We start from the raw sequence: 25,215 nt of genomic DNA, 5'->3' as shown, positions 1-25,215 counted from the left end.
GCAAAGAGGAGGGGATCTGATGAGCCACAAGGTTGCGATCGTAACCGATAGCACGGCAGATATACCAGAAGAACTGATCCATAAATATGGGATTCATGTTGTTCCGCTGCGTGTTTTGTTCGGGGAGGAAGCTTATGCAGACGGCGTTGATCTGACTTCGGAACAGTTCTATGCAAAATTGGAGAAGGTATCCGTGCTGCCTACTACCTCACAGCCTTCTCCCACCGATTTTATGAATATCTATAACACATTGTTGGATGAGGACCCAGAGCGGCCCATTGTATCGATTCATTTGTCTTCCGGCATGAGTGGTACCTATCAATCGGCACTGCTTGGCAAATCGTTGCTGGAACGTGAGGGCGACATAACGGTACTGGATTCGAAGTCTGCATCCTATGGATATGGTTTATTGGTCGTACAGGCTGCCGAGCTTGCTGAACAAGGCAAGTCCGCTGCGGAGATCGCTGCGGCTGTAACAGCCATGCAGCAGAGCCGCAAGCTGTTCTTTCTCGTAGATACATTAGAGTATCTGCAGAAAGGCGGCCGGATAGGCAAGGCTGCGGCTATCTTGGGAACACTACTGAATATTAAGCCGATCTTGTCCATTGATGAGGAAGGCGTTATTTACGCAGTGGAGAAAGTCAGAGGTCACAAAAAAGCTATGGCACGCATTATTGAGCTGTTTCAGCAGGATCTGGCGGGTCAACGTGTTAATCTAGCGGTAGGTCATACCGCAGACCCCGGATCAGCGATCGCTTGTGCAGAGCAATTACGCGGGCATTTTACACTGAATGAAGTGGTATATACCAATATTGGAGCCGTCATTGGCAGCCATGTTGGGCCAGGCGTAATTGCCATCTTTATGTGGCCTGTTCCGGAATGAGGGATTAGACATGAAATGGGAAGAAATATCGGTAAAACAAATTAGCGGCGTGAGTGCTCTCAAAGAGGGAGAGCTTCACGCCTTTGGCATCTCTACTGTAAAAGACCTGCTTGAATATTACCCGTTCCGTTATGAGGATTATCGGCTGCGTTCGCTCAGTGAAGTGAAGGACGGGGATAAAATTACGGTACAGGGTAAAGTGATGGGTATCCCGGTGTTGCAACGTTATGGCAAAAAGTCACGCCTTACGTGTAAGGTGATGACGGAAGAATGGATGATTTCAGCCACCTGGTTCAATCGACATTTTCTGAAGGAGCAGCTTACGCCCAATCGGGAGATTGTCATTACAGGGAAATGGGAACAGAAGCGTATGCAGATGACCGTAACGGACTCGGAATTCCCGGACAAAGGGGAAGGGCGCTCGGGTACGCTGCAGCCTGTGTATTCCGTAACCGGCAAGCTTACGCAGTCCTGGATGCGCAAAACGATTAATCAGGGATTAGTCCAATTCGGGGAAATGATCCCCGAAATTCTGCCTCAATCACTCATGAAGAAATATGGATTCATGTCTCGCAAACAGGCGATTGCCGGGATTCACCGTCCGCAGGATAACCGGGAAGGCCAGCAGGCCAGACAACGGATGGTGTATGAGGAGCTATTTTTGTTTCAACTCAAGATGCAGGCCTATCGTGCATTGAACCGGGATCGTATGGATGGTGTAGTTCACACAACGGATAATACGACGATTCGGGAGTTTGTTCGCAGTCTGCCATTTGAACTGACGGATGCGCAGAAGAAGGTAGAGCTTGAAATTCTGCATGATATGCGTTCACCGTATTCGATGAACCGGTTGCTGCAGGGAGATGTAGGCTCAGGTAAAACGGTTATTGCGGCGATTGCGCTGTATACGACCGTTCGTTCCGGTTTTCAGGGGGCTCTGATGGTCCCTACGGAGATTCTGGCAGAACAGCATATGCGCTCACTGCAAAAGCTGTTTGAACCCTTTGGCGTAACTGTGGGGCTGTTAACGGGCAGTGTGAATGGACGGAAGCGAAAAGATCTGATTGCATCCTTGCAAATGGGCATGATCGATATCGTTGTCGGTACACACGCTCTGATCCAGGAGGATGTATTTTTCCGCGATCTGGGTCTTGTCGTTACGGATGAACAGCATCGCTTCGGTGTGAATCAGCGCAGCGTTTTGCGGCGTAAAGGCTATAACCCGGATGTGTTAACGATGACGGCAACGCCGATACCGCGAACACTGGCGATTACGGCTTTTGGTGATATTGAGGTATCGACCATCTCGGAACGTCCAAAGGGACGGATTCCAATCTCGACGTACTGGGTCAAGCATGACATGATGGACCGGGTTCTTGGTTTTATTTCGCGAGAAGTGGACCAGGGGCGTCAGGCCTATCTGATCTGCCCGCTCATTGAAGAGTCGGAGAAGCTGGATGTACAGAATGCCATTGACCTGCATATCCAGATGCAGCAGAACTTTCCGAAGTACCGTGTAGGTCTGCTGCATGGACGGATGACGGCTGGCGAGAAGGAAGAGATGATGCGGGACTTCTATAGCAACGAAATTCAGCTTCTGGTCTCCACGACGGTTGTGGAGGTCGGGGTCGATGTGCCTAATGCAACTCTGATGGTCATTATGGACGCGGACCGTTTCGGTCTGTCGCAGCTGCATCAGCTTCGTGGTCGGGTCGGTCGGGGCGCTCATGCCTCTTATTGTGTGCTCATTGCTGATCCCAAGACAGAGGTTGGGCAAGAGCGCATGAAGGTCATGACGGAGACCGAAGATGGATTCGAAGTATCCCGTCGAGATCTGGATCTGCGGGGACCAGGAGATTTCTTTGGCACCAAGCAAAGTGGATTACCGGAGTTCCGTCTTGCCGACATGGTTGCGGATTTTGCCGTATTGGAGCAGGCGCGAGATGATGTGTCCAGCCTGATTGCGGATGCTAACTTCTGGACGTCTGTTGACTACGCTCCTTTACGTGACTTTTTACAGCAGCAGCAAGTATTCCAGGGTGATCTGATCGATTAATCGGGGCTGTAGATGTGTGATTTTCCACATTTTCCGTGGGAAAATGTCAAGTGTACAGGCCCTCCTGTCATATGAATAAGAAGTGAGTTCATTATTCAGGAGGTGCTGTACGTTTTGGGTTACCAACAATATGGAATCAGTCCGCAGCTGGTGGAGCGGATCAAAACGAAGATGAAAAATCCCGCTGTCAAAGAGCGTATCAAAAAGTTGATAGATGGGGTCACCAAGTCTGATTTGCAGGATAAGGCCAAGGTGAGAAGGTTGGTCAAGTCGTCAGCGGTCATTTTGAACGAGAATTTTTCTACGACTCAGGAGGAACAATTCGTTGCTTTTGTTCTCGCGCAGAAGATTGATCCAAACAATACGTTTCATTTGATTAAGTTGTGGGGCATGTTTAGGTAGGGATTCAATGGAATGTTGGGTGGTATAAAATGAAACAGTTTCATTTACACGGGGCACTTCGATGACAGAACAACCTTCCGAGCGCTGTTTTCCCCGGATTTTTTGAATTACCTTTTCAAAGGGTAAAATCCGGTGATAAAGGCGAGCGCTTCGCTTCTCCAGATTGGTTCTGCACTCTCCGTTACTGTGTAACTGGAAGTTCATTTTATAAAAAACCAAATTACATCGAATGTGTTGAAGTAATTATAGTGGATGGGCGGTCCATAAGTCATGAATATGACTTATGGACCGCCCTTTTGATTGTTTGAGTCAAGAACAAGTATTTAATGACTTGAAAAAGCGATTATTCTTAACGAAACCGAGCGGTTGCTATTTGTAAAGTTGGTGGAAAATTCTGATAGTTTGTGCTTGGGAAGGTCCTTTAGTGTCATCCCATCACTCTTTATTCTTAACAAAAAAAGGGCTGGTAGCTATTAAAGATGCAATAAATACTAAAATTAAAATGGCATTAGAAGGTACTGTTTCGTATATGTAGTTTTCAACTATTAGTACGAGGATCGAAATAATTAAAATCACTCTCAGCACATGAGCAGACGAGCGATTAGGGTTTTGGGTACGTTTCGAGATACAGTAAATGATGTACCACAAACCACTAAAAAGCAGGAGTGAGCCTATCAGCAGCATTACAAACATTTAAATACACCTTTCTTAAATAAATTTCAGTTAATTAATTAGCATAATGTTCCAATTAATTATAACACAGTGGATTTCTGGAAGTAGAGTTTTATGTGTAGGAAAGTGAGGTTTTGTTGTTAGAGAAGAGAATGGTTTGGAGTAAATGAATTCCGTATCGTCTGTTCAATAGGTTAGCGACCTTCGGTTACTTCCTTGTGCATCTCATTTTCACAGGATCGACTTTGCTTTCCTCCTATTGGAGCGGTAAACTGGTGCATACGAGCATACATGGATTTCAAAGTGAGGAAAACGCTGCTACGATGAGGGGCGTTTATTTTTGACGGATGTGGAGGAAGTCAGATTGACGGAGATGTTTACGATGCTGCTGGGGCTGTTTGAACGGGCGGCACTGCTGATTATATTTTTATTCTTTCTATCGAGGATACCGCGGTTTAGACAGATTTTGCAAAAGGGAAAATTGAGATGGCAGGAGTACATTGCGGTTACGTTGTTATTCTGTGCATTTGCCATCTTTGGTACGTATACCGGTATTAATGTAGAAGGCTCGCTGGTAAATGTGCGCATTATTGCTGTCATGTCTGGCGGTATTCTGTTCGGGGGGCCTGTGGGCATCATTACCGGGATTGTGTCTGGGGTGCATCGATATTTAATCGATATGGATGGAGTTACGGCGATCCCGTGCCTGATCACGAGTATCCTTGCAGGTCTGGTCTCCGGGTATATACATAAGTATACGCCTAAGTCGAAGCGTTGGATGATCGGTATTGCGGCCGGAATGATCTGTGAGGCGCTTACGATGCTACTTATCCTGCTGTATTCTTATCCAGATCCACTGGGGGCCGACATTGTCTCGAAGATTGCGCTGCCGATGATATTGGGAGAGGTGAATATTGGGCTAATCGTACTGCTGGTGCAGAGTGTGGAAGGGGAAAAGGAAATGATTGCAGCTCGTCAGGCCAAGCTGGCGCTGGAGATTGCCAACAAGACCTTGCCGTACTTCCGTTCTATTGATGAAGACTCTCTGCGGAAGATCTGCCGGATTATACAGGAGGATATTCAGGCGGATGCGGTTGCGATTACGGATACCCGAAATGTACTGGCCTATGTGGGATTTGGTGAGGAACGATATCACATCGGTAATGAAATTATTAGTGAGATGACGAAGAAGACGATCTCCAGCGGAGAGATTACGATCAGCAATGATGTCATTGACGAAAAAACGCCAGATATTCACTCCCTTCTCATCATTCCACTCAAAGAGCGGGGTGAAGTGACGGGAGCCTTGAAAATCTATTACCGCAAAGCGTACAAGATTACGTATCCCTTGCAAACGATGGCAGTGGGCCTGTCCCAGATTATTTCCACCCAGATGGAAGTATCACGTGTGGAGGAGATCAAGGCTGCCGCCAATAAAGCGGAGCTTCGTGCATTGCAAACCACGATCCATCCTCATTTTCTATTTAATGCGCTGAACGCCATTGCCTCATCGATTCGAACCAAGCCGGATCGGGCGCGTGAGCTGATTGTGAATTTGTCTGGATATATGCGCTATAACCTGGAGCTGTCGGATGAGCTTATTGATATCCACAAAGAGCTGGAGCAAGTCCGCAATTATGTGGAAATCGAGAAGGCGCGCTTCGGCAGCAGGCTTAACGTGATCTATGATATTGATGAGGTGGCTGTGCATATTCCAAGTCTGGTCATTCAGCCGCTTGTGGAAAATGCCATTATTCACGGTATTCTCAAGGTAAAGGGACCCGGGACCGTACGGATTCGGGTACAGGATTATCCTGACTTTGTGCGAATTGGGGTCAGTGACACAGGAGCAGGCATTGGAGCTGACATTATTGAGCGTGTCTACCATGACCGAATGCCTGCCAACCAGATCGGGTTGTACAACGTGCATCGTCGGGTGAAGCTCATTTATGGACAAGGGTTAACAATTACTCGGCTGGATCAAGGAACCGATATTTTATTTGATGTACCCAAAGGAGATGTAGTGACAAGGTGATGAACCGTTAATGAGAGCACTTATTGTTGAAGATGAAATTCCGGCCAGTGAGGAACTGAATTACTTGATACAGGAACATAGCCAAATTGAAGTGGTGGATTGTCTGGAAGATGGACTGGATGTGCTGAAGTTTCTGCAGGAGCAGGAAGTCGACGTTATTTTTCTGGATATAAATATCCCTTCGCTGGATGGCATGATGCTGGCACATCATATTGGGAAGTTTGCGAGCAAGCCATATATCGTATTCACAACGGCGTACAAGGAACATGCCGCTGAAGCGTTTGAGCTGGAGGCGTTTGACTATATTCTGAAGCCCTATGATGAGAAACGAATTGCCGCGATGCTGCATAAACTCGAAACGGCGTTCAAACGGGATCATGAGCAGGAGGAACGTGAACGTGGCAGCGATGATGGACCGGTTCACAATACGGCTCAAACAAACGATGAATGGTCTGCATCAAATATGCAGGCGCGGGAATCCAATGCCCAGACGGGACGACGCATCAATCTGCTGCGCAATGACAATATTATTGTGACAGATACCGCCGATATTTATTATGCGGAAGCTCAAGAGAAAGTGACAAAGGTGTATACCAAAAACGGTGAGTTTACGATGCCAGTCAGCATTTCGGATTTTCACGGTCGATTGCCGCAGGAAACCTTTTTCCGCTGCCATCGTTCTTACGTGGTGAATTTGTCCCAAATTCGTGAAATTGTGCCCTGGTTTAACAATACGTACCTGCTTCGTTTGCGTGATCTCGAGGCTGAAGTGCCCGTTAGCCGGGGCAAAGTCAAAGAATTCAGGCAGCTCATGCGCATCTAGAGGCATTTCATTCCGCATCTGATGCAACTCATGCTCAAATCGGTGTAATGAATCCCCTTTCATGTATGATTAGCTTGTGAACGCATTCATATATATGACATCGGCAAAGGGGAGATCACGATGAAAGCAGCTATTTCATCCGGACCTAATTCAGCATCTACAACTATGAAAATGAACCGCTGGCTTATTGTACTGGGAACCATTATTGTACAAATGGGTCTCGGAACCATCTACACCTGGAGTTTATTTAATCAACCGTTGTCTGATCGTTTCGGATGGGACGTCAGCTCGGTCGCGATAACTTTTTCGATTACCAGCTTTGCTTTGGCATTTGCCACACTATTTGCAGGCCGACTGCAAGAACGATGGGGGCTTCGTCGCCTGATTCGGGTAGCCGGAGTTGTGCTTGGTCTGGGACTCGTGCTCAGTTCTCAAGTTAGTTCGTTGACACTGCTCTATATTCTGGCCGGATTTGTGGTTGGATTCGCGGATGGTACGGCGTATATTACTTCCCTGTCCAACCTGATCAAGTGGTTCCCTGAGCGAAAAGGTCTGATCTCAGGTATTTCGGTCGGGGCCTTTGGTACAGGCAGTCTGTTGTTCAAATACGTGAACTCGGCATTAATCGGTGCTGTTGGTCCTGCTCAAGCTTTTATGTACTGGGGCATTATTGTATTGGTATTGATTGTAGGCGGCTCGTTCCTAATCCGTGAAGCGGTTGTCCGTGAACAAGCTCCGGCAGCAAGCAGCACAGACGGTGGGAAGCAACAAGTAACACGTCATGATTATACGGTCAAAGAAATGCTGCGTACGAAAGAAGCTTATATGCTGTTCGTTATTTTCTTCACGGCATGTATGAGTGGACTTTATCTGATCGGTATTGTGAAAGACATCGGTGTGCAGTTGGCAGGTCTTAATGTGGCTACAGCTGCGAATGCGGTGGCGATGGTTGCCATCTTTAACACCGCTGGACGTATCATTCTGGGCGCGCTGTCGGATAAAGTAGGACGGATGAAAGTTATTGCCGGAGCACTGCTGGTTACGGCTGTTGCCGTAATGACGCTGAGTCTGGTACCGCTGAGCTTTGGCATCTTCTTTGCCTGTGTGGCTGCTATCGCGTTCTGCTTTGGTGGGAATATCACGGTCTTTCCGGCGATTGTAGCAGATTACTTTGGACTGAAAAATCAGAGCAAAAACTACGGCGTGATCTATCAGGGGTTTGGATTTGGTGCCCTGGCTGGATCGTTTATCAGCGCCCTGCTGGGCGGATTCCATCTTACCTTTATTGTGATCGCTGTACTGTGTGCCGTCTCGCTCTTGCTGGCGTTGATTATTACGCCTCCGGGTCAAGGACGTCGTACACGCCAACGTGAACAGCAGATGAATCTTAACCCTTCATCCCGGGCAAGCTGATCGTAGTGGGGATTAGTTCTATTTTATAAAAAGCAAGCTGGCGGTCTCTACGGAGGCCGCTTTTTTGGTACCGGCTCAACCTGAGAGGAATGAGACTTCTGTACATGAAGCGGTTGTGTGCAATGCATACTTTGCTTCTGGTATACTCTAGGTGAAATAAAAAGAGCAAGTCCTTATTAGCCATTTGGAGGAGGGATGTACGTCATGAATTTCTTAAAATATGCACCATCTGATTTTGCTGATTATTATGCTCTTGTGTCCAATATTGAAGTCATGCAACAGATTACCGAACGTGCTCTGCCTGAGCATGAAGCTACGATGGAATTTGAATCCATGCTGAATTATAATCTCGGCAACAATTGTGGCTATTATCGGATATCTGGTGAAGATGGGGCAGGAATGGCCTACGCCAAACTGATCCCGGATGAATCCGATCCGTCCCGGGCAGAAATGGGTTACATGATTCTGCCGGAGCATTGGGGGAAAGGACACGGGACTTCCATCGCAGCTCGGCTGATTATTCAGGCACAGGCGGCGGGAATTGGTATACTCTATGCGGTTATCGATCCGTCTAATGCGGCATCACGTCGAATATTGCTCAGACAGAACTTTGTATCCACATGGGTTGGGGATTATCATGGGTTACCCGGCGAGATTCTGGAGCTGAATCTTCAGGTGAAGCGGTAAGGGATCAGGCTTGCGGGTAATACATACTATACCGGGCATTTTGCATCACTTCGATGGTAACTTGTCATTCGGAGGCGTGTGAAATGCTCATACAGAGATTTGGAGGAGATGGAGATGAGCAATGCTGCAATGGAACGTCTGAACCAGTTGCTGCCAGAATGGCTGGAGACCAGCCGTCTGCACACTGGACAGGGGAAAGTCGCTTCTTATATTCCCGAGTTGTTCAAGGCTTCACAGGACGAACTGGGTATACATATCATGAACGCCGAAGGCAATCATGTATCAGCCGGAGATTGTGGTGTCCCGTTTACGATGCAAAGTATCTCCAAGGTATTTACACTCATTCTGGCCCTGATGGATCATGGGGAGGAAGCGGTCTTCTTTAATGTAGGAAAAGAACCTACCGGGGATGACTATGATTCCATGATCAAACTCGAACTGGTCGAACCGGGCATTCCGTTTAATCCATTGATCAATGCGGGCGCGATTACGGTATCGTCCCTGATTGCTGGGGATTGCAAAGAGGAGAAGTCGCGGCGCATTTTGGAATTTTTCCGCAAGCTGGCTAATAATGATCGGCTGGACTATAACGAGGCGGTATACCGGTCTGAATGGGAAACAGGTCATTTGAACCGCTCGCTTGGTTATTTTCTGAAGCACAATGGTGTGCTCAAGGATGACGTTGAAGATGTGCTTGCCGTCTATTTCCGCCATTGCTCCATCGAGGTGACTTGTGCGGACCTGGCCCGTATGGCATTGGTGCTTGCTTATGACGGGACAGATCCCATCACCGGAAATGAGCTTATTCCTCGTCGTTATGTACAGATCGCGAAAACGTTCATGACTACCTGCGGTATGTATAATGCATCAGGCGAATTCGCGATTCAGGTCGGGTTGCCTGCCAAGAGTGGAGTGTCGGGTGGGATTCTGACTCTGGTTCCAGGCCAGTTTGGCATCGGTCTTGTAGGTCCGGCTCTGAATCGGAAAGGAAACAGCATTGCAGGTGTGCATCTGCTTGAGCGTCTTTCCAAAGAATTTGACTGGAGTTTCTTCTAATTAAGTCATCTCTATACCCTTCCAAGTAGCCGATGAAACACCAATTTGTCCATTTCCTTCTTTCGAACGAAATGGTGGGATAGGAATGTAGCCTGTCGGCTGCATCAGTCTTGCATCAGATCCCGTAGGAAAAGGGTCCTGCATAGCAATGGCTATGCTGCATCTATTCCGGTATACCCGCAACCCCAGCCGCATCATTCGTTTGCGAGTACCACATCCGTAATAAGATTCATCTGAATGTCCCGGGTCCCACTCTCCATCAGCAGCTTAAGGGTACGGGCAGGGGAGTCCAATCGGAGCACCTGTCCGGTAAACCGGATATCATCATGTTCATGGAACAGGGTGATGGTGACTGCATCCCCAAGCAGCATGGAGTTACTAAGTAAACGGGACATTTCTTCCGCTGCCTGGGCATCCAGGGATGGACGGGTACGGGGAGCAAGTTGCTCCTGATGAATGATGTAGGCTTCCCGATGTTCGGGAAGCATCATGCGTGACGACTCAAAAATCCCGTTTTGCTGTAATTTTTTACTCATTTATAGTGACCTCCAATTTTATGAGAACGGTCCTGTGCCTGCGCGGACGAGCAGAGCGAGGAGGCCCGCATGATCGCGGTTTCTCCGAACTTGCGCTTGATGTCATCCGTGGCACGTTCCAGTTCTCTTTTGCGTTCACGGTCATCAAACCAGGATAGCTGTACTTCGGAATCAGGCACGAGCCCGGTCAATGACACGCTGATGCGGCGAATGGGTAATCCGTCCCAATGGCGCAGAAACAGAGCTGCTGCCGCATCGTATACTTCATCGGTGATGTTGGTAGGTTCATTGACCTTCATCTGGCGGGAGAAGCCGGTTGGACGATCGTAATCCTGCCCCCGACATCCTACAGAGACGACATTACCCATGAGCGATTTGTCCCGGGAACGCCGGCTGACCAGCTCCGCCAGTTCGAGCAGTACCACTTTGATGTCTGCCCACGATTCATAGTCCCGAGGCAATGTCATCTGATGTCCAATGCCCTGCTGCTGGTGAGCATATGTCCCGGGTTTTACCGGAGAATCATCGATTCCTCGGGCAATACGCCAAAGAACCTCACCATTTACACCCCAACGTTCTCTAAGCCGGGACAATGGAGTCTGCGCCAGATCCCCAATCGTATGAATCCCCATCTTATAGAGATGCTGCCCCATCCGGGAACCGACCATAAACATGTCTCGAACAGGTTTTTTCCACAATGTTGTCTGCACGTCCTTGCGGGGCAATGTATAGATGCCTCCTGGGACTTTTTTGGCATACAGATCACAGGCCATCTTGCTGACAACCTTGGTGTCGCTGATGCCGACGCGGATATAGACGCCAGTCTCCTCCATGACCCTATCCTGGATGCTGCGGGCAATCGTTTCAGGACTACCGAACAGATCTAAACTTCCGGTGACATCCAGAAACTGTTCGTCAATGCTATACGGTTCAACCAGATCGGTATAGGACTGAAGGATACGGGTAATGTGTAGGGAAACACGAATATATTCGGCCATCCGGGGACGAATGACGACAACATCGGGGCATTTGGCAAGAGCCTCACCCAGCCGTTCTGCTGTAGTAATTCCATAGGACTTGGCGAGTGGGCAGGCTGCCAGAATAATGCCTGAACGGCGTGCAGGATCTCCCGCAACAACAAGCGGACGGTCTCTGTATTCAGGATGTGCAGACTTCTCCACACTGGCATAAAATGACTGGCAATCGGCCAGCATAATGACACGTCCGTCTTTGCGGGGCATAGTACTTCTCTCCTTTTATTCATGATTCGGCTGCTTCTGTGCAGTGATGGGGTTCATTCAGCCAATCTTATTTTACAGTTTATTTACAGTATGGAACAAGTGTTCCTGTTTTATAAGCATATCTGACAATGCCAGATGCGGCAACCGGAATTATTTTGCAAATTGGACACAAATTTTGGGTGGACCTAATAGAGTCAAAATTTAGGAAATAAGATGTATTTTTTTACATTTCATGTAAGAGATCCGTGACTTCCGGGTGATGACCGGGTGTTCATTGGGCTTTATGTAAAAGTAATATAAATGGGCACAGTCCTATAGGGGGGGACTGATGTCCTTTTTTCATTTTCTGCACTTTTCAGAAAACCTTGATAGGGCGCGGGTTTTCAAGGATACGTTATCGGACTATAGTATCAATTTTGTAATCTTTATGGTTAATACTGTAAAAATGTCCGCAACTTTAAAATATCATTAGCGTTTAATGGGGTAAGCGTTCAAGCGGAAACAGATCTCGCAATCCGCGTTGCATATAACAATAACGGGTAGAGATGTGCAAGGCTGGAAGAACTTCAAAGGACGGTTAAAGTGACATATATTCGTGCCCATGGAACATAAGAGCAAGAAGGGCTCCTGAATGCTAGTTGATGGCGCATTTTACGAATTATGGGCAGAATGTTGCAGTTCACGTTTGCTTCCATCAGCCTAGTTACAAATGCAGACACTTAGAGCTATAGTGAGAACTACACCGCTGACATCTCTACCCAAAGCGGACATCCGATGCGGAATTTCCCGTGACCTTCATGTCATTTAAGATCCGCAGATGAAGCAGGATGCATACTAGAGAGGTGAGCAATTAAGAGCCATGAGCAGACGAAGACGAAGACGCTGGTTGCTAACGATGTTTGCAGGAGCGGCCGTAGTGACAGGCGGAATACTTGCCGGCTGGCACTACATGCAACCCCAGCTCGTTACGTACACAGCGGACAATGGCACGGAAATGAAATTCAAGACCGATGGAGACCGGTTCATGGAATATGGACCCGATGGTGCATGGCGGGAGATGTTCGTGAAAGGTGTGAACCTGGGCGCTACATCACCAGGACATTACCCAGGCGAGTTTCCGTTGACCAAAGAGGATTACTTGAAGTGGTTCCAGCAGATTGAGGATCTGGGGGCCAATGTCATCCGGGTGTACACGGTACATGAGCCGGTTTTTTACAACGCATTGGTTGAGTATAACCGTGGCCGGGAGCAACCGTTATATTTTATACAGGGCATATGGTCGCCGGAAGAAGAGTTGATCGAGAAGCAGGATGCCTATGCTGACCATATTGAGCAGACGTTCAAGCAGGAAATTGAAAAGGCGGTATCGGCTGTATATGGGGATGCGGACATTCCCGATAAACCGGGAGAGTCAAGCGGAAAATACAAGACGAATGCCGGGAAATATCTAATGGCTTGGCATGTGGGGACCGAGTGGGACCCTTCGATGGTGAACAACACGAATGAGAGTCACCCCGATGTGCCGCAGTACAAAGGCGCTCATTTTTCCGGGACGCAGGATGCATCACCGTTCGAGAATTGGCTGGCAGAGCTGCTAGACTATACCGCCGTGTTGGAGAAGAAATACGGATGGGAGCATCCGATGACCTTCACCAATTGGGTTACCACCGATGTGCTGGATCATCCGGGTGAGCCGCTATTTGAAGAGGATTTGGTGAGTGTGGATGCGCGACATATTCAACCGGAAGAGTGGCAGGGTGGATATTTTGCAGCATACCATGTGTACCCTTATTACCCGGACTTGTTCCATACGGACCAGACACTTCAGACGATCAAGGATGAGAACGGCGAGTACAACACGTACAAAAGTTATCTGCGCAAGCTCAAAGCCGAGTTTTCCGATATGCCTGTAATGATTACAGAGTACGGTGTACCGTCTTCACTTGGGATCTCCCATCTGGGTATGGGAGGTCGGGATCAGGGCGGACATAACGAGGCCGAGCAGGGCGAGATCGACGCATCGCTGACTCAAGATATTTATGATGAAGGGTATGCGGGAGCGATTTTGTTCATGTGGCAGGATGAGTGGTTCAAAAAAACCTGGAACACGATGCCGCTGGAAATTCCCGCTGATCGGCGGGCCTACTGGCTGAACGTGCTGACGAATGAGAAGATGTTCGGTCTGCTCGCTATGGACCCTGGTAAGCAGGAACAGCTGACCATCGACGGGAAGCTGGATGACTGGAATGCGCTGAAGAAGGAAGAAGTCACCGTCTGGCAAGGTAAGGTAGACGGCATCAAGGAAATGAAAATGACCCATGATGAAGCCTACCTGTACATTGGCATGACGCTCGATCAACCTTTTGACCCAGACCAGACCTTGCTGCGCATCGGAACGGATACGCTTGATGGTGGGAATCAGCCGGGTACGAGACTTTCGGATCGAACGCTGAGTGATGGACTCGAAACAGTGATTACATTGGGGCAGGATGATGAATCACAAGTGGAGATCGCCAAGGACTATGACTTTAACCAGCGCCTCTACGGCAAGGACGGTTACGGGATGCTGCCCGAGGAGCAAGAGAATGCAGCAGATCCATTCCATCCATGGAACCTGGCGGTTAGCCTACGGATGACCCCACCGGATACCCGGTCCGCCCAACCGTTCATGAATGAGAAGGTTGGTACATTGAAACGGGGAACAACAGCTCCAGATCAATCCGATACCGATTCGTTAACCGCCTGGCAGTATAACGGTAATCAGGTCGAGATACGTATTCCATGGATGCTGCTTGGATTCGGTGACCCAAGTTCACTGCAAGCGATCAAGTATGGAGCGCTGAAAGGTGGGCGGGAATTCGAAACCGTCGCAGTCAAAGGTGTGACCCTGATTCCGTGGCTAATGGATCGTTCTACTGGAAATATTTCTTGGCCTGGTGGTGAACAGAAGACACTGGATGTGAAGACATTGCCTATATACAGCTGGCAGCCCTGGGAGCAGGTACAGTACAGTGAGCGACTGAAACTGAGCTACGAGGAAATGAAGAAACGGTATGAACAAATTCCCAGTTTTCAGACCGAATAAATGAGTATAAAGGAGGACCTTTTCACATGTTTCCGAATTTGGCTTTGGCTTATCTATTTCTATACATCTGTACGGCGCTCGTCGCTGTGGGTGTAATCCTGCTGTTTGCCATGAAAATGTCCCACAACGGCAAACGGCGCAAGATTGAGTTTTATAAATTAAAGCAGCGTGACTACTTTACGTATCTGCAGACGGCGCTGACAGAGGACAGTCCCTTGAGATTGCCACCTGGGAAGCTGGCCCCACTTGAGCGTCGGGTCATCCAGAGCAAACTTATTGAATGGATTGATCAGTTCAAGGGCGAGTATCGCAACAAATTGATTGTACTCTGCCGTGAAGCCGGATTTGTTGAGCATGATCTGAAGGAACTGAGTCGTATTCGTTACGGACGCCAGATTGATGCGGCTTATCGATTGGGCGGTATGCGTTGTCCAGAGGCCGTTCCAGGCTTGATGGAATTGCTTAAGGATGAAAAGCCTGGCCCGATGGCCATTATGATTGGCCGTTCCATCGCAAGATGTACTACCCGTCAGGGTGAACTGAAAGACATGCTCGCGCTGCTGTTGACCAAAGGAAAATCGATTCATCATCTGGCAGCAGATATTTTGCTCGAAACTAGTCTGGATACAAGCAGAATTCTGATTGAACTACTGGAAGATCGCAATCCTGACTTTGTCAAAGTGGGATTGGTTGCGATGTGGGGACAAGCTGTGCCAGAAGTGATGCCTGCACTCGACAGACTCGTTGGCGCAGAACATCAGGATGTACGGGCAGAAGCAGTGAAGCTGTACCTCAGCGCAAGTCCGGCACTTCAGGACGAAACCATTCTGAGGCTCATGCAGGATTCGGACCCGGAAGTACGTGCCGAAGTGGTGCAGGCGCTTGGTTCGAAACATGCGGCAGGCAGCATTCCACTGCTGCGCAAAGCGCTGCGTGATGAAGATTGGGGAGTGCGCTATAACAGTGCGGAGAGCCTGAGCAAGCTGGGTGAACCGGGATTTGAAGCCTTGTGTCAGGCCGCTGTGGAGGGCACAGGTGCTGAACGGGAAATTGCAATGCAGCAGATTGAGAGTACGATGCAGCACTCAGGAACAGACCACAAAGCCGTTGACCAGATGATTGCACATAACAAAAAAAGGCTGCTGTATGATCGGTACTTCGGACCCGTACGTGGGAACCGGATAACAAGCAAGAAACGTACAGGTGTGGCTGCGGTAGGAGGGGATTACACTGCTTAGAGATCTACTATTAATCTACGGCATGGTCGCAATTTATTATGTCGTTGCCGTAAATACGCTTTACTTTTCCATTCTGGCCTTATCATTCCGTAACATTTGGACGATCTTCAGGCGATCGCAGTATTCCAAATACAATACGTTGTCAGGCTCGGAGCTGGTACCATCGGTTTCCTTGCTGGTGCCCGCATATAACGAGGAACTGACGATTATCGAAAATGTGAACTGTCTGATGACGCTGAATTATCCAACATATGAAGTCATCGTGGTGAATGATGGTTCGAGTGATACCACCTTAAAGGTGTTGCTGGAAGAATATCGTCTAAAGCCGGTACCCAACACGAAGATTCGGGGCAAGATTTCCTGTCAGAAAATTCGTGGGATCTACTACAATCCGGAATTCCCCGACCTGTATGTCATTGACAAGGAAAATGGCGGTAAGGCCGATTCCCTCAATGCCGGAATCAACCTGTCTCATTATCCGTTGATTTCTTCCATCGATGCCGACTCTTTGCTGGAGAAGGATGCCTTGATTCGCATGGCTCGCATGTATATGGAGAATCCGGAAGAGACCGTTGCTATTGGCGGGGATGTACGGATAGCCAACGGCTGCAAAATCGAGAATGGGGCAGTGCAGGACGTTTCACTGCCTCGCAAGATTTGGCCGATGTTCCAGTCTATCGAGTATCTCAAAGCTTTTCTCGGCGGACGGATCGGTTGGAGTCACATGAATGGTCTGATTATCGTTTCTGGTGCCTTCGGCATGTTCCGCAAGGATGCGGTTATCGCTGTTGGGGGATACCGGGACGGTTATCCGGGTGAAGACATGAATATTATCATCAAGCTTCACCGTTATATGCTGGAGAACAAATTGAAATACCGCGTAGCTTTCTGCCCTGAAGCCGTGTGCTGGACACAGGCGCCGGATTCCTACCGGATCTTGTCCAGTCAGCGCAAGCGCTGGGGACGTGGAAATCTGAAGAACATGATCGAGAATCGCGGTATGTTGTTCAACCCGAAATATAAAGTCATGGGCATGCTGACCATGCCGTACAATATTCTTTTTGAAGCGCTGAATCCGTATTTCCGCATTACCGGACTTCTCGCTCTCACGGGATATGTACTGATGGATATGACCCAGTGGCCGATACTTGTGCTCTTTGGATCGCTCAATATTGTGAGTGGTTATCTGCTCAGTGTGGGAGCCCTTGTACTCGAGGAAATTGCATTCAAACGGTATAACAAGCTATCGGATCTGGTCAAAATGCTGTTCTACTCCGCTCTAAAATTCGTCGGCTATCATCAGCTCGGTGTGCTGTGGAGATTGCAGGGGCATATCCAGTTCATGCAAAACAACAACTCATGGGGTACCATGACACGCCAGAGCTGGTCCGAGGAAGAAAAAACAAGCGAGGCGGCTTAAGCACAGCGTAATCAAAGTAATACAGCAGAAACAATATAGATGTTCAACTAAACATTTACACGAGAACGGAGAGGACAGAAATAACCTGAAGAAGCGAAGCGTTCGCCTTTATCCCCGGATTTTCCCCTTTGAAAAGAGGAATTGAAAAATCTGGGGATAACAGCGATCGGAAGGTTGTTCTGTTATCGAAGTGTCAGTGTAAATATCCATTAGTTGGACTTGTATAGATAACCGAGGGAGAAGGGTGGAAAAGAACATGCCAAATACGGCGACATTGCAGCGTGAGGCTGCCGTTAATGTGTACCGCAGTGTAGAACAGGGATTGAAAGAAACGGGTGCCGAAACATGCGGCTTAATGTTCATCCATTGTGCAGGGCAGTCTCAGCCGGAGCAGCAGGTCAGGACATATCTGGAGCAGACCAGTGAGTCTGCATTTCAGGTTTGGAAGGATGGAGCCACACAGGCGATTGCTGTCCTGCTGCCAGGGTTGACACTGGATGAGGTTCATTATGAGGGGCTTCGCATCAAGCATGAATTGCAGGAGTCGGTACCTGGTGCCGATCCGCAAATCACGCTGGCAAGTTTCCCGGCAAGTGAACGTCCTTCAAAGGCAACCATTCAACATATGGCTGAGTCCGCCAAGCTGGTAGACCCGTCGGAGATTCATATCTACACGCTGGACAAGACGGCAGACGAGCCGGAACGAATTTTGATTGTGGATAACGATCCGACGGTACGCGAGTTCCTGCAATTGCGTCTGAAGATGCAGGGGTACGAAACCTATGAAGCGGTGGATGGATTGGCTGCACTGGAACTGATTGAGAAAATCACGCCTGACCTGGTACTGACTGAATTGAACCTCTATGGCATTGATGGCCTGCCGTTCATTCAACATATCCAGAACCTGGATGTGGCGCAGCCGCCCAAAATCGTCGTATTGACGGAACAGCGTGTGGAACAAACGATCAGTCAATGCTTCCGCAGCGGAGTCGATGATTATATGACCAAACCGTTCTCACCTGTGGAGCTGGATGCCCGAATCAGGCGTTGCCTGCATTAAACGCAACCACATAGCAAAGCCAAGAGAAACAGATAGCCTTCATTAATCTTTATCAGACAAACAAGTACATCTACAGACAAACATCTATCAAATGGATTCGTCAATCAACCAAACAAATACACTGTTGGAGGGAATATCATGGAGAATCAACAATTCCACACATTACTGAATGCGATCGAAAATAAAGAAGCGGTGCTCGGCGTGGTCGGGCTCGGTTACGTAGGATTACCACTTGCGGTGGAAATGGTCAATCAGGGTTTCACGGTAATTGGGATTGATCTGGATGCATCCAAAGTGGAGAGCATCTATCAGGGAGATTCCTATATTCACGATATTTCGTCCGAGGAATTGAAAAAAGTAATGCAAAGCGGCCGCTTCCAGCCTACAACGGATTACAGCATGCTGCGCGTGATCGACGCGTTGAGCATCTGCGTACCTACACCACTTAGTGAAAATCAGGACCCAGATACGTCTTATATCGAGACAGTTGTGGATCAGATTAAACTGCACATGAAACCAGGCATGCTGATTACACTGGAGAGCACTACTTATCCGGGTACAACGGAAGAACTGATCCAGGATGAGCTTGACAAAATCGGACACGAAGCAGGTAAAGACTACTTCTTGTGCTTCTCGCCTGAACGTGTGGACCCGTCCAACGGACGATTCACTACTTTTAATACACCAAAAGTAATCGGGGGAACAACTGAAGCTTGCCTCAAGCTGGGAACAGCGTTGTACAGCAAATACGTTGAAACGGTTGTACCTGTATCTTCACCAAAAGTGGCTGAAATGTCCAAACTGCTGGAAAATACATTCCGTAGCGTAAACATTGCCTTTGTTAATGAAATGGCCATGATGTGTGACCGTATGGGTATCGATATTTGGGAAGTTATCGACGCAGCTGCGACGAAGCCGTTTGGATTCATGCCTTTCTATCCGGGTCCTGGCATCGGCGGTCACTGCATCCCGCTTGATCCGATGTACCTGTCCTGGAAGGCTAAAGGATTCCGTTTCTACAGCAAGTTCATTGAGCTGGCGCAATCCACCAATGACAATATGCCATATTATGTACTGAACAAAACATCAACCATTCTGAATGAGTACGCGAAATCGGTACGTAAATCCAACATTCTGTTGCTTGGTATGTCGTATAAGCCAAATATTGCCGATTTGCGTGAATCTCCAGGACTGGAAATCTATGAACAGTTCAAGGAAGGTGGAGCCAACGTCAGCTATTATGATCCACATGCTGAATCATTCCTGGACAAACATGGAGAGACGGTATATAGCGAAGTGTTCAACTTGGAACAGTTCAAGAAGTACGATTGCATCGTGCTGATCACCAACCACAGCGATTTGCCTTACTTTGATATTGCCGAGATGGGTGTGCCAATTCTGGATACACGTAATGCGTTCAAAACGTATTCACATCCGCACATTTACAAGATTGGTCATTCGGTACAGCACCCTGTGCTTGAGCCAAGTGAAGCGTTGCTCGTCTGAGGAATATAACGAACAAGTGGGGCAAACTGTCGGTGAAGGCAAAATGGGCCATCTTGGCCCTGCTGTTCTGCCTGCTTCTTCTGCCCTGGCTACTCAAATGGTTTTCACATGAGGAACACAAAGCGACCTGGCTGTGGGACGCTTCCATTATTGCAGAGCAGACGCCTGAGATTATCTCCTTCTCCAAAGCGCAGGGTGTAGATACCATTTTCCTGCAAATTCAGGATGAGGTACCCGATGCGACATACCGCAAATTCATCGCGGCTGCGCGGCAGGCTGAGATCGAAGTACATGCCCTTAACGGTCATGCCGACTGGGCCTATACGGAGAAGCGGGAAGAGGGACTTGCGTTTATTGAAAAAGTACAGGCATATAATGCAGCTTCCGCCAAAAATGAACGCTTTGAGGGAATTCAGCTGGATGTTGAGCCTTATCAGCTAAAACGCTGGGAGAACGAGCAGAATAGCGTTATTGCGGAGTGGAGCGACAACATGAAGGCATGGACCAAAGCTGGTAAGGATGCCGGACTCTACATGAGCGCCGCGATCCCTTTCTGGCTGGATGTACGCGAATCGGCAGAAGGCGGAGGTACATTCAGCCGCTGGGTGATTGATCACTTTGATGCGGTAGCCATCATGGCCTATCGGGATAGTGGTCAGCAGATGTATGATCTGTCCAAGGAAGAGCTGGATGAAGCGGATGAGCTTGGCAAGAAAGTATGGGTTGGAGCCGAACTGGCCGATACGGATGAGGGCGATCATCTAACCTTTTTCAGCAAATCCATCACCAACATGGACGAAGAAATGAAGAAAGTGTTTGATCTCGGGGCTTCTCATTCCTCCTTTGCAGGTGTCGCAGTGCATCATTATGAGGCATGGTATGCAAAGGAAAACGGAATTCCGCTGGCTCGAAAGAGCGAGGAGAAGAAGTAGCGGGCATATATAGTTAACAAAAAGATCGTTGTAAGTTGTAAGCAGGAAAAGGCAAGTCTCCGGTCCAGGAGGCTTGCCTTTTTTTCTATTCATTAGCATGCGGCTGGCGACAAATCAGCTTTTATTGTTCTCGGCGGTTCGATATCGATTGGGTGGCAGACCGACCTGCTTTTTGAAGGCTTTGGAGAAAGAGAACAGGTCGGGGTAACCCACCGAGTGCGCTACTTCAGTTAACGTTAATGGGGTCTGAACAAGCAGTCGTTTGGCCTGATTCATTTTGAGACGTTGAATATATTGGACAGGAGACAGGCCGTAGGCTTTGCGGAATTGTTTGGCAAAATGGGTCCGATCCACGCCTGCGTGTGAAGAAACACCTTCCACGGTAATGCCGCCAGCAAAGTGAATATCCATGTACTCCTTGCCTTTTTGTAGCCAGGGTGTCGCAGAGTCTGGTTGAAGCACTCGGGTAGCGGGCGATTTGGCAATCCGGTCAAACAATCCGAGAAAACGGGTAAGTCGTCCCAGGTCGCTTGCGCCTCCCTGAGGTTTGCGAACCTCTTCCATAAAAGCACGCATGCCACTTGCCGTCTCCGGCGTGAGTACACCTGAACGATGCGGCGCGTCCGGGGTAAGCCCGATTCGTGCCAAAAGTTCAGTAGCATGTTTTCCATCAAAGGCAATGAAAATTTTGTGCAAAGACTCCTTCGGGTCAGACCAGTACTCATGGGTAACCTGTGGATACAGGCAGAAAGCATCACGGGCACGCAGGGAATAACGGTGTCCGTTCTGTATAAAAGTTCCCTCGCCCTCCAGAACAAAAATTAAATAATGAAAAGGCGTCGTTCGAGGGCCGATATGATAGTTGCTCTTGGCTATATTACGACCGATTCGAATCGGCCATGCTCCCCCGGCTTTCTCGAATTCAGACGGAGTAAAAAAAATAATATCCAAAAACTCGTGGTGGTCCTCCTTCATGCTCTCGATCATCAGGAACACCTCTTTAATATAAGTATAGTTTGTAATATCTGAAAGTTTCTCTTATAACCTATTATACAGGTGGGTTTTGTAAATATTCAAGATCGAGAAGACCTATTCCTGTGAATTCACCACAAAATGACAAAATAAAATTACCGCGAAATGACATTGATCACAGACAAATCAATTGTTATGATGTCCATACCTATTAAACCAAGTTAATTAATCGGCATTTGGAAGTATTCGTACTTATAAAATGATTAGAAATTAGGCGCACTTTAAAAATAAGGTTTAACGAGTGCGAACGTAGTGAAGGGGACGAAATCGATTCTGAAGAAGCAACGCGTTCACCTTTATCTCCGGATTTTCCTCTTTGAAAAGGGAATCAAAAAAATCTGGAGATAACAGTGATCGAAAGAACGATTCGTAACCGGAACGGCCAATGTGCACAACACCGATCTTATTTTTAACATGAGACTTTATTTATTCATAGAAGGGATTGACTTGCGTGAGCGAACAGGAAGAGATGAAGTTTGGTTGGTTTTTGCCTACAGCAGGAGACGGGAAATTTGTAGGGGTTGCCCCGGAGCGGGAACCGAGCCTGGATTATTTGGTTCAAGTGGCGCAGACAGCAGAGACGGCAGGTTTTGAATTTGTATTGATTCCGACAGGTGGTGCCTGTCTGGATGCGTGGGTTGTGGGTTCGGCTGTCATGAGTCACACGAAAACACTGCGTCCGCTTGTGGCCATTCGCCCAGGTCTGGTCACCCCTGTATTGGCGGCACGAATGGGAGCGGCACTGGATCAACTGTCTGGCGGTCGTGCCATGATCAATGTGGTGACAGGCAGCTCGGTTCGGGATTTGGAGGAACTGGGAGATCCACTGGCTCATGCCCATGATGAACGTTATGAACGGGCGAGTGAGTACATGGAAGTGATGAAGCGTTCATGGACACAATCGGCCGGGCTCAATCTGACCGAGTTTGCTGGAAGTGGTGCTCAGTCGAACCAGGAAGCATCCGAAGACAATTCGGAGTTTAACGGTAAGTATTACAACTTCAAAGGTCCGGTAGGCATGCCTGAAACGGTGCAAAAGCCGTATCCGCCGTTCTACCTGGGTGGAAGTTCACCGATTGCCAAACGGGTCGCTGTTGAACACGCAGATACATTCCTCATGTGGGGCGAGCCTCATGACTGGATTCAGGAGCAGATCGAAGAAATTGAAGTCATTCGCGAACAGATCAAAGAGGAAACCGGACAAGATCGTCAGTTGCGTTACGGCATGCGGGCACAAGTACTCATCCGGGATACGGAAGAAGAAGCATGGGCGGCGGCTTGGAAGATTATTAGCAAAGTCCCACCAGAGGCCATCGAAAAAGCCAAAGCAGCCTTCGCAGAGACGGATGCAACCAACCAACGCAGACAGAATAAGCTGCGGGAGCTGTCCGAGAAACAGCAGTTCGTTGTAGGTCCAAACCTGTGGACAGGGTTATCCGTTGTACGTTCAGGCGGAGCGATCCTCATTGTCGGTACAGCGGAACAGGTCGCAGAACGATTGATGGAATATGGTGATCTGGGCGTGACCACATTTATATTGTCGGGATATCCTCATTTGGAAGAAGCCGAAATTTTCGGCCGGACCGTGATGCCCATTATTCGTGAGAAATGGAAAACAAGACAAATACAGCATTCAGTTACTACCAACTAAATAAGTGAAACCTTTTTTACACGGTAACGAAGAGGACAGAAAAAATCTGGAGAAGCGTAGCGTTCGCCTTTATCCCCGGATTTCCACCTTTAATTAAGTGATTTTAAAAAAATCTGGGGATAACAGCGATTGGAAGATGGTTCTGACCGCGTAGTGGTTCAGTGTAAAATCATTGTTTAACTTATATAACATCCTTCAGGAGGTCTTTTTTCATGAGAAAAAAACAAAAATATATCCTTCCCCTTGTCAGTATGCTGGTGATGTCCATCCTGCTGTCTGCCTGCGGCGGCGGGGATAACGCTGCATCAGGAGGGAACGATTCCTCCGGTTCGGGCAAAGTAACGATTAGCTTCATGCACTGGCGTGGAGAGGATGTGAAAGCATTGAACAAGACGATTGATGCGTTTGAAAAGGAAAATCCGAACATCCATGTGGAAATGCAGACTCTTCCTTCAGATCAATATCAATCTACTGTACAATCCAAAATCAGTGATGGTTCAGTTGGAGATGTATTTGCTTCCTTCCCTGGTGCACAGTTCGAAGCCTTCACCAAAGCCGGATTGTTCACCGATCTGACCGGGTCATCGTTTATGTCGGCCTACAATTCAAAGCTGATTGAAGCAGGCCAGCACGATGGCAAGCAATATGCAATTCCCTATCAACTCGTATACAACGATCCAATCTACAATGTGAAGCTGTTCGAAAAATATGGACTGACACCACCGACGGATTGGGAAGGCTTCCTGGCACTCTGCCAGACACTGAAAGACAACGGCATTATTCCGATTGCATTTGCTGGAGCGGACATTGGTCCGGGCCAATTCATGAATACGATGGTGATGAACAATGCACCGAGTGACGACATTTTTACCAAAGTGGAAGCCGGAGAGGCCAAACTGACGGATGAGTTTTGGGTGAAAACATTAACTCAGATCAAAGAACTGAACGACAAAGGATACTTCCAGCAGGACGCACTGGGAACGAAAGACCCGGCAGCGGGAGCACTCTTTATCCAGGAGAAAGCAGCCATGCTGGCAAGCGGATCGTATCAGCTGGCTCAGAACAAGCAGCAGAACCCGAATTTGGAGCAGAAGCTGCTTGCACCGATTACGGTGAGTACCGATCAGGCGAAGTATGAAGGTGTTCATACCACGACATTTATGCTTGCGGTGAACAGTAAGTCCAAACACCCGGAAGAAGCGAAGAAGTTCATTGAATTCCTGAGCAATCCGGAAGTGGCTGGCGAATATGCGAACCAGACGGGACAGAATGTAACGGTGAATGATGTGAAGTACGATACACCTGAGCTTCAGGTTGCCGGAGATTGGGCGAGCAAAAAGACCGTGTTCCAGCCACGGTTTACCATCCTGAACGGAGATAATCAGAAAGCGGTGACGAACTCTATTCAGGCTGTACTGAGCGGAACTTCTCCTGAAGAAGCAGCGCAGCAGGCACAGGCGATCATTGATCAGCATATCGGGAAATAA

Annotated in this window: 20 protein-coding genes; 16 read left to right on the top strand and 4 right to left on the bottom strand. The window is 48.3% G+C overall.

What is annotated here, in order from left to right:
- Positions 1-19: 19 nt before the first annotated feature.
- The 8 genes from G3352_RS06590 to glsA all read left to right on the top strand — a co-directional run bounded on the left by G3352_RS06590 (position 20) and on the right by glsA (position 10,027).
- Complete coding sequence (locus tag G3352_RS06590) at positions 20-883, top strand: DegV family protein (RefSeq protein WP_163755166.1); 864 nt, start codon at positions 20-22, stop codon at positions 881-883.
- Positions 884-893: 10 nt separating this feature from the next.
- Positions 894-2,939: an ATP-dependent DNA helicase RecG gene (gene recG / locus G3352_RS06585; RefSeq protein ID WP_163755164.1), complete on the top strand. Its 2,046-nt coding sequence runs from the start codon at positions 894-896 to the stop codon at positions 2,937-2,939.
- A gap of 114 nt (positions 2,940-3,053) precedes the next feature.
- Positions 3,054-3,341 carry a stage VI sporulation protein F gene (locus G3352_RS06580; protein WP_053784316.1) on the top strand — a complete coding sequence of 96 codons (288 nt, stop codon included), beginning with the start codon at positions 3,054-3,056 and terminating at the stop codon, positions 3,339-3,341.
- Positions 3,342-4,395: 1,054 nt separating this feature from the next.
- Entirely contained in the window at positions 4,396-6,048 is a 1,653-nt protein-coding gene (locus tag G3352_RS06575) for a sensor histidine kinase (protein WP_163755395.1), read from the top strand.
- A gap of 10 nt (positions 6,049-6,058) precedes the next feature.
- A complete protein-coding gene (locus tag G3352_RS06570; protein WP_163755162.1) occupies positions 6,059-6,871 on the top strand; it encodes a LytR/AlgR family response regulator transcription factor in 813 nt (270 codons plus the stop codon).
- A gap of 120 nt (positions 6,872-6,991) precedes the next feature.
- Positions 6,992-8,284: an L-lactate MFS transporter gene (locus G3352_RS06565; protein WP_205524740.1), complete on the top strand. Its 1,293-nt coding sequence runs from the start codon at positions 6,992-6,994 to the stop codon at positions 8,282-8,284.
- A gap of 204 nt (positions 8,285-8,488) precedes the next feature.
- Complete coding sequence (locus G3352_RS06560) at positions 8,489-8,971, top strand: GNAT family N-acetyltransferase (RefSeq protein ID WP_163755159.1); 483 nt, start codon at positions 8,489-8,491, stop codon at positions 8,969-8,971.
- 114 nt (positions 8,972-9,085) lie between these two features.
- Positions 9,086-10,027 carry a glutaminase A gene (gene glsA / locus G3352_RS06555; protein WP_163755157.1) on the top strand — a complete coding sequence of 314 codons (942 nt, stop codon included), beginning with the start codon at positions 9,086-9,088 and terminating at the stop codon, positions 10,025-10,027.
- Here glsA and G3352_RS06550 read toward each other — a convergent pair whose 3' ends face one another.
- From G3352_RS06550 to G3352_RS06540, 3 genes are read right to left on the bottom strand one after another with little or no spacing between them, the layout of a single operon-like run.
- Positions 10,028-10,171: a hypothetical protein gene (locus G3352_RS06550; RefSeq protein ID WP_163755156.1), complete on the bottom strand. Its 144-nt coding sequence runs from the start codon at positions 10,169-10,171 to the stop codon at positions 10,028-10,030.
- A 50-nt stretch (positions 10,172-10,221) separates the two neighbouring features.
- Positions 10,222-10,563 (bottom strand): YolD-like family protein, encoded by a 342-nt coding sequence (locus G3352_RS06545; protein ID WP_076288242.1) that lies wholly within the window; start codon positions 10,561-10,563, stop codon positions 10,222-10,224.
- Positions 10,560-11,804, bottom strand: a complete 1,245-nt coding sequence (locus G3352_RS06540; protein ID WP_163755154.1) for a DNA polymerase IV — start codon at positions 11,802-11,804, stop codon at positions 10,560-10,562. Before G3352_RS06540 ends, G3352_RS06545 begins: the two co-directional genes overlap by 4 nt.
- Positions 11,805-12,663: 859 nt before the next feature.
- Between G3352_RS06540 and G3352_RS06535 the strand changes: the two genes are divergently transcribed.
- The 6 genes from G3352_RS06535 to G3352_RS06510 all read left to right on the top strand — a co-directional run bounded on the left by G3352_RS06535 (position 12,664) and on the right by G3352_RS06510 (position 21,045).
- Complete coding sequence (locus G3352_RS06535) at positions 12,664-14,889, top strand: hypothetical protein (protein ID WP_163755152.1); 2,226 nt, start codon at positions 12,664-12,666, stop codon at positions 14,887-14,889.
- Positions 14,890-14,915: 26 nt separating this feature from the next.
- Positions 14,916-16,127 carry a HEAT repeat domain-containing protein gene (locus G3352_RS06530; protein WP_163755150.1) on the top strand — a complete coding sequence of 404 codons (1,212 nt, stop codon included), beginning with the start codon at positions 14,916-14,918 and terminating at the stop codon, positions 16,125-16,127.
- 22 nt (positions 16,128-16,149) lie between these two features.
- The gene (locus tag G3352_RS06525) at positions 16,150-17,547 is read left to right on the top strand and encodes a glycosyltransferase family 2 protein (RefSeq protein ID WP_205524739.1); all 1,398 of its coding nucleotides are present in this window, start codon (positions 16,150-16,152) and stop codon (positions 17,545-17,547) included.
- Between the two features lie 256 nt (positions 17,548-17,803).
- A complete protein-coding gene (locus G3352_RS06520; protein ID WP_163755149.1) occupies positions 17,804-18,607 on the top strand; it encodes a response regulator transcription factor in 804 nt (267 codons plus the stop codon).
- 138 nt (positions 18,608-18,745) lie between these two features.
- On the top strand, positions 18,746-20,113 hold the full coding sequence (locus tag G3352_RS06515; protein ID WP_163755147.1) for a nucleotide sugar dehydrogenase: 1,368 nt from the start codon (positions 18,746-18,748) through the stop codon (positions 20,111-20,113).
- A 32-nt stretch (positions 20,114-20,145) separates the two neighbouring features.
- A complete protein-coding gene (locus G3352_RS06510) occupies positions 20,146-21,045 on the top strand; it encodes an NUDIX hydrolase (RefSeq protein WP_345940733.1) in 900 nt (299 codons plus the stop codon).
- A 114-nt stretch (positions 21,046-21,159) separates the two neighbouring features.
- On the opposite strand, the gene G3352_RS06505 is transcribed toward G3352_RS06510, so the two are convergent.
- Positions 21,160-22,032 carry a helix-turn-helix transcriptional regulator gene (locus tag G3352_RS06505; RefSeq protein ID WP_163755137.1) on the bottom strand — a complete coding sequence of 291 codons (873 nt, stop codon included), beginning with the start codon at positions 22,030-22,032 and terminating at the stop codon, positions 21,160-21,162.
- 514 nt (positions 22,033-22,546) lie between these two features.
- On the opposite strand from G3352_RS06505, the gene G3352_RS06500 reads away from it, so the two are divergent.
- Both G3352_RS06500 and G3352_RS06495 read left to right on the top strand, forming a co-directional pair.
- Positions 22,547-23,728 (top strand): LLM class flavin-dependent oxidoreductase, encoded by a 1,182-nt coding sequence (locus tag G3352_RS06500; RefSeq protein WP_163755389.1) that lies wholly within the window; start codon positions 22,547-22,549, stop codon positions 23,726-23,728.
- Positions 23,729-23,940: 212 nt separating this feature from the next.
- Positions 23,941-25,215 (top strand): ABC transporter substrate-binding protein, encoded by a 1,275-nt coding sequence (locus G3352_RS06495; protein ID WP_163755135.1) that lies wholly within the window; start codon positions 23,941-23,943, stop codon positions 25,213-25,215.

It is taken from the genome of Paenibacillus sp. ALJ109b (genome assembly GCF_010747435.1).
GTDB lineage: Bacteria > Bacillota > Bacilli > Paenibacillales > Paenibacillaceae > Paenibacillus > Paenibacillus taichungensis.
Note: the sequence above shows the minus strand (reverse complement) of the source record. Positions and strands in the feature narration are given on the sequence as shown.

Bases quoted from the DNA above. Each gene is read 5' to 3' on its own strand.
- G3352_RS06560 (WP_163755159.1), top strand. From the start codon at position 8,489: ATGAATTTCTTAAAATATGCACCATCTGATTTTGCTGATTATTATGCT.
- G3352_RS06565 (WP_205524740.1), top strand. From the start codon at position 6,992: ATGAAAGCAGCTATTTCATCCGGACCTAATTCAGCATCTACAACTATG.
- glsA (WP_163755157.1), top strand. From the start codon at position 9,086: ATGAGCAATGCTGCAATGGAACGTCTGAACCAGTTGCTGCCAGAATGG.
- G3352_RS06495 (WP_163755135.1), top strand. From the start codon at position 23,941: ATGAGAAAAAAACAAAAATATATCCTTCCCCTTGTCAGTATGCTGGTG.
- G3352_RS06525 (WP_205524739.1), top strand. From the start codon at position 16,150: ATGGTCGCAATTTATTATGTCGTTGCCGTAAATACGCTTTACTTTTCC.
- G3352_RS06530 (WP_163755150.1), top strand. From the start codon at position 14,916: ATGTTTCCGAATTTGGCTTTGGCTTATCTATTTCTATACATCTGTACG.
- G3352_RS06505 (WP_163755137.1), bottom strand. From the start codon at position 22,032: ATGATCGAGAGCATGAAGGAGGACCACCACGAGTTTTTGGATATTATT.
- G3352_RS06515 (WP_163755147.1), top strand. From the start codon at position 18,746: ATGGAGAATCAACAATTCCACACATTACTGAATGCGATCGAAAATAAA.
- G3352_RS06540 (WP_163755154.1), bottom strand. From the start codon at position 11,804: ATGCCCCGCAAAGACGGACGTGTCATTATGCTGGCCGATTGCCAGTCA.
- G3352_RS06535 (WP_163755152.1), top strand. From the start codon at position 12,664: ATGAGCAGACGAAGACGAAGACGCTGGTTGCTAACGATGTTTGCAGGA.
- G3352_RS06570 (WP_163755162.1), top strand. From the start codon at position 6,059: ATGAGAGCACTTATTGTTGAAGATGAAATTCCGGCCAGTGAGGAACTG.
- G3352_RS06575 (WP_163755395.1), top strand. From the start codon at position 4,396: ATGCTGCTGGGGCTGTTTGAACGGGCGGCACTGCTGATTATATTTTTA.
- G3352_RS06545 (WP_076288242.1), bottom strand. From the start codon at position 10,563: ATGAGTAAAAAATTACAGCAAAACGGGATTTTTGAGTCGTCACGCATG.
- G3352_RS06500 (WP_163755389.1), top strand. From the start codon at position 22,547: ATGAAGTTTGGTTGGTTTTTGCCTACAGCAGGAGACGGGAAATTTGTA.
- G3352_RS06550 (WP_163755156.1), bottom strand. From the start codon at position 10,171: ATGCAGGACCCTTTTCCTACGGGATCTGATGCAAGACTGATGCAGCCG.
- recG (WP_163755164.1), top strand. From the start codon at position 894: ATGAAATGGGAAGAAATATCGGTAAAACAAATTAGCGGCGTGAGTGCT.
- G3352_RS06590 (WP_163755166.1), top strand. From the start codon at position 20: ATGAGCCACAAGGTTGCGATCGTAACCGATAGCACGGCAGATATACCA.
- G3352_RS06520 (WP_163755149.1), top strand. From the start codon at position 17,804: ATGCCAAATACGGCGACATTGCAGCGTGAGGCTGCCGTTAATGTGTAC.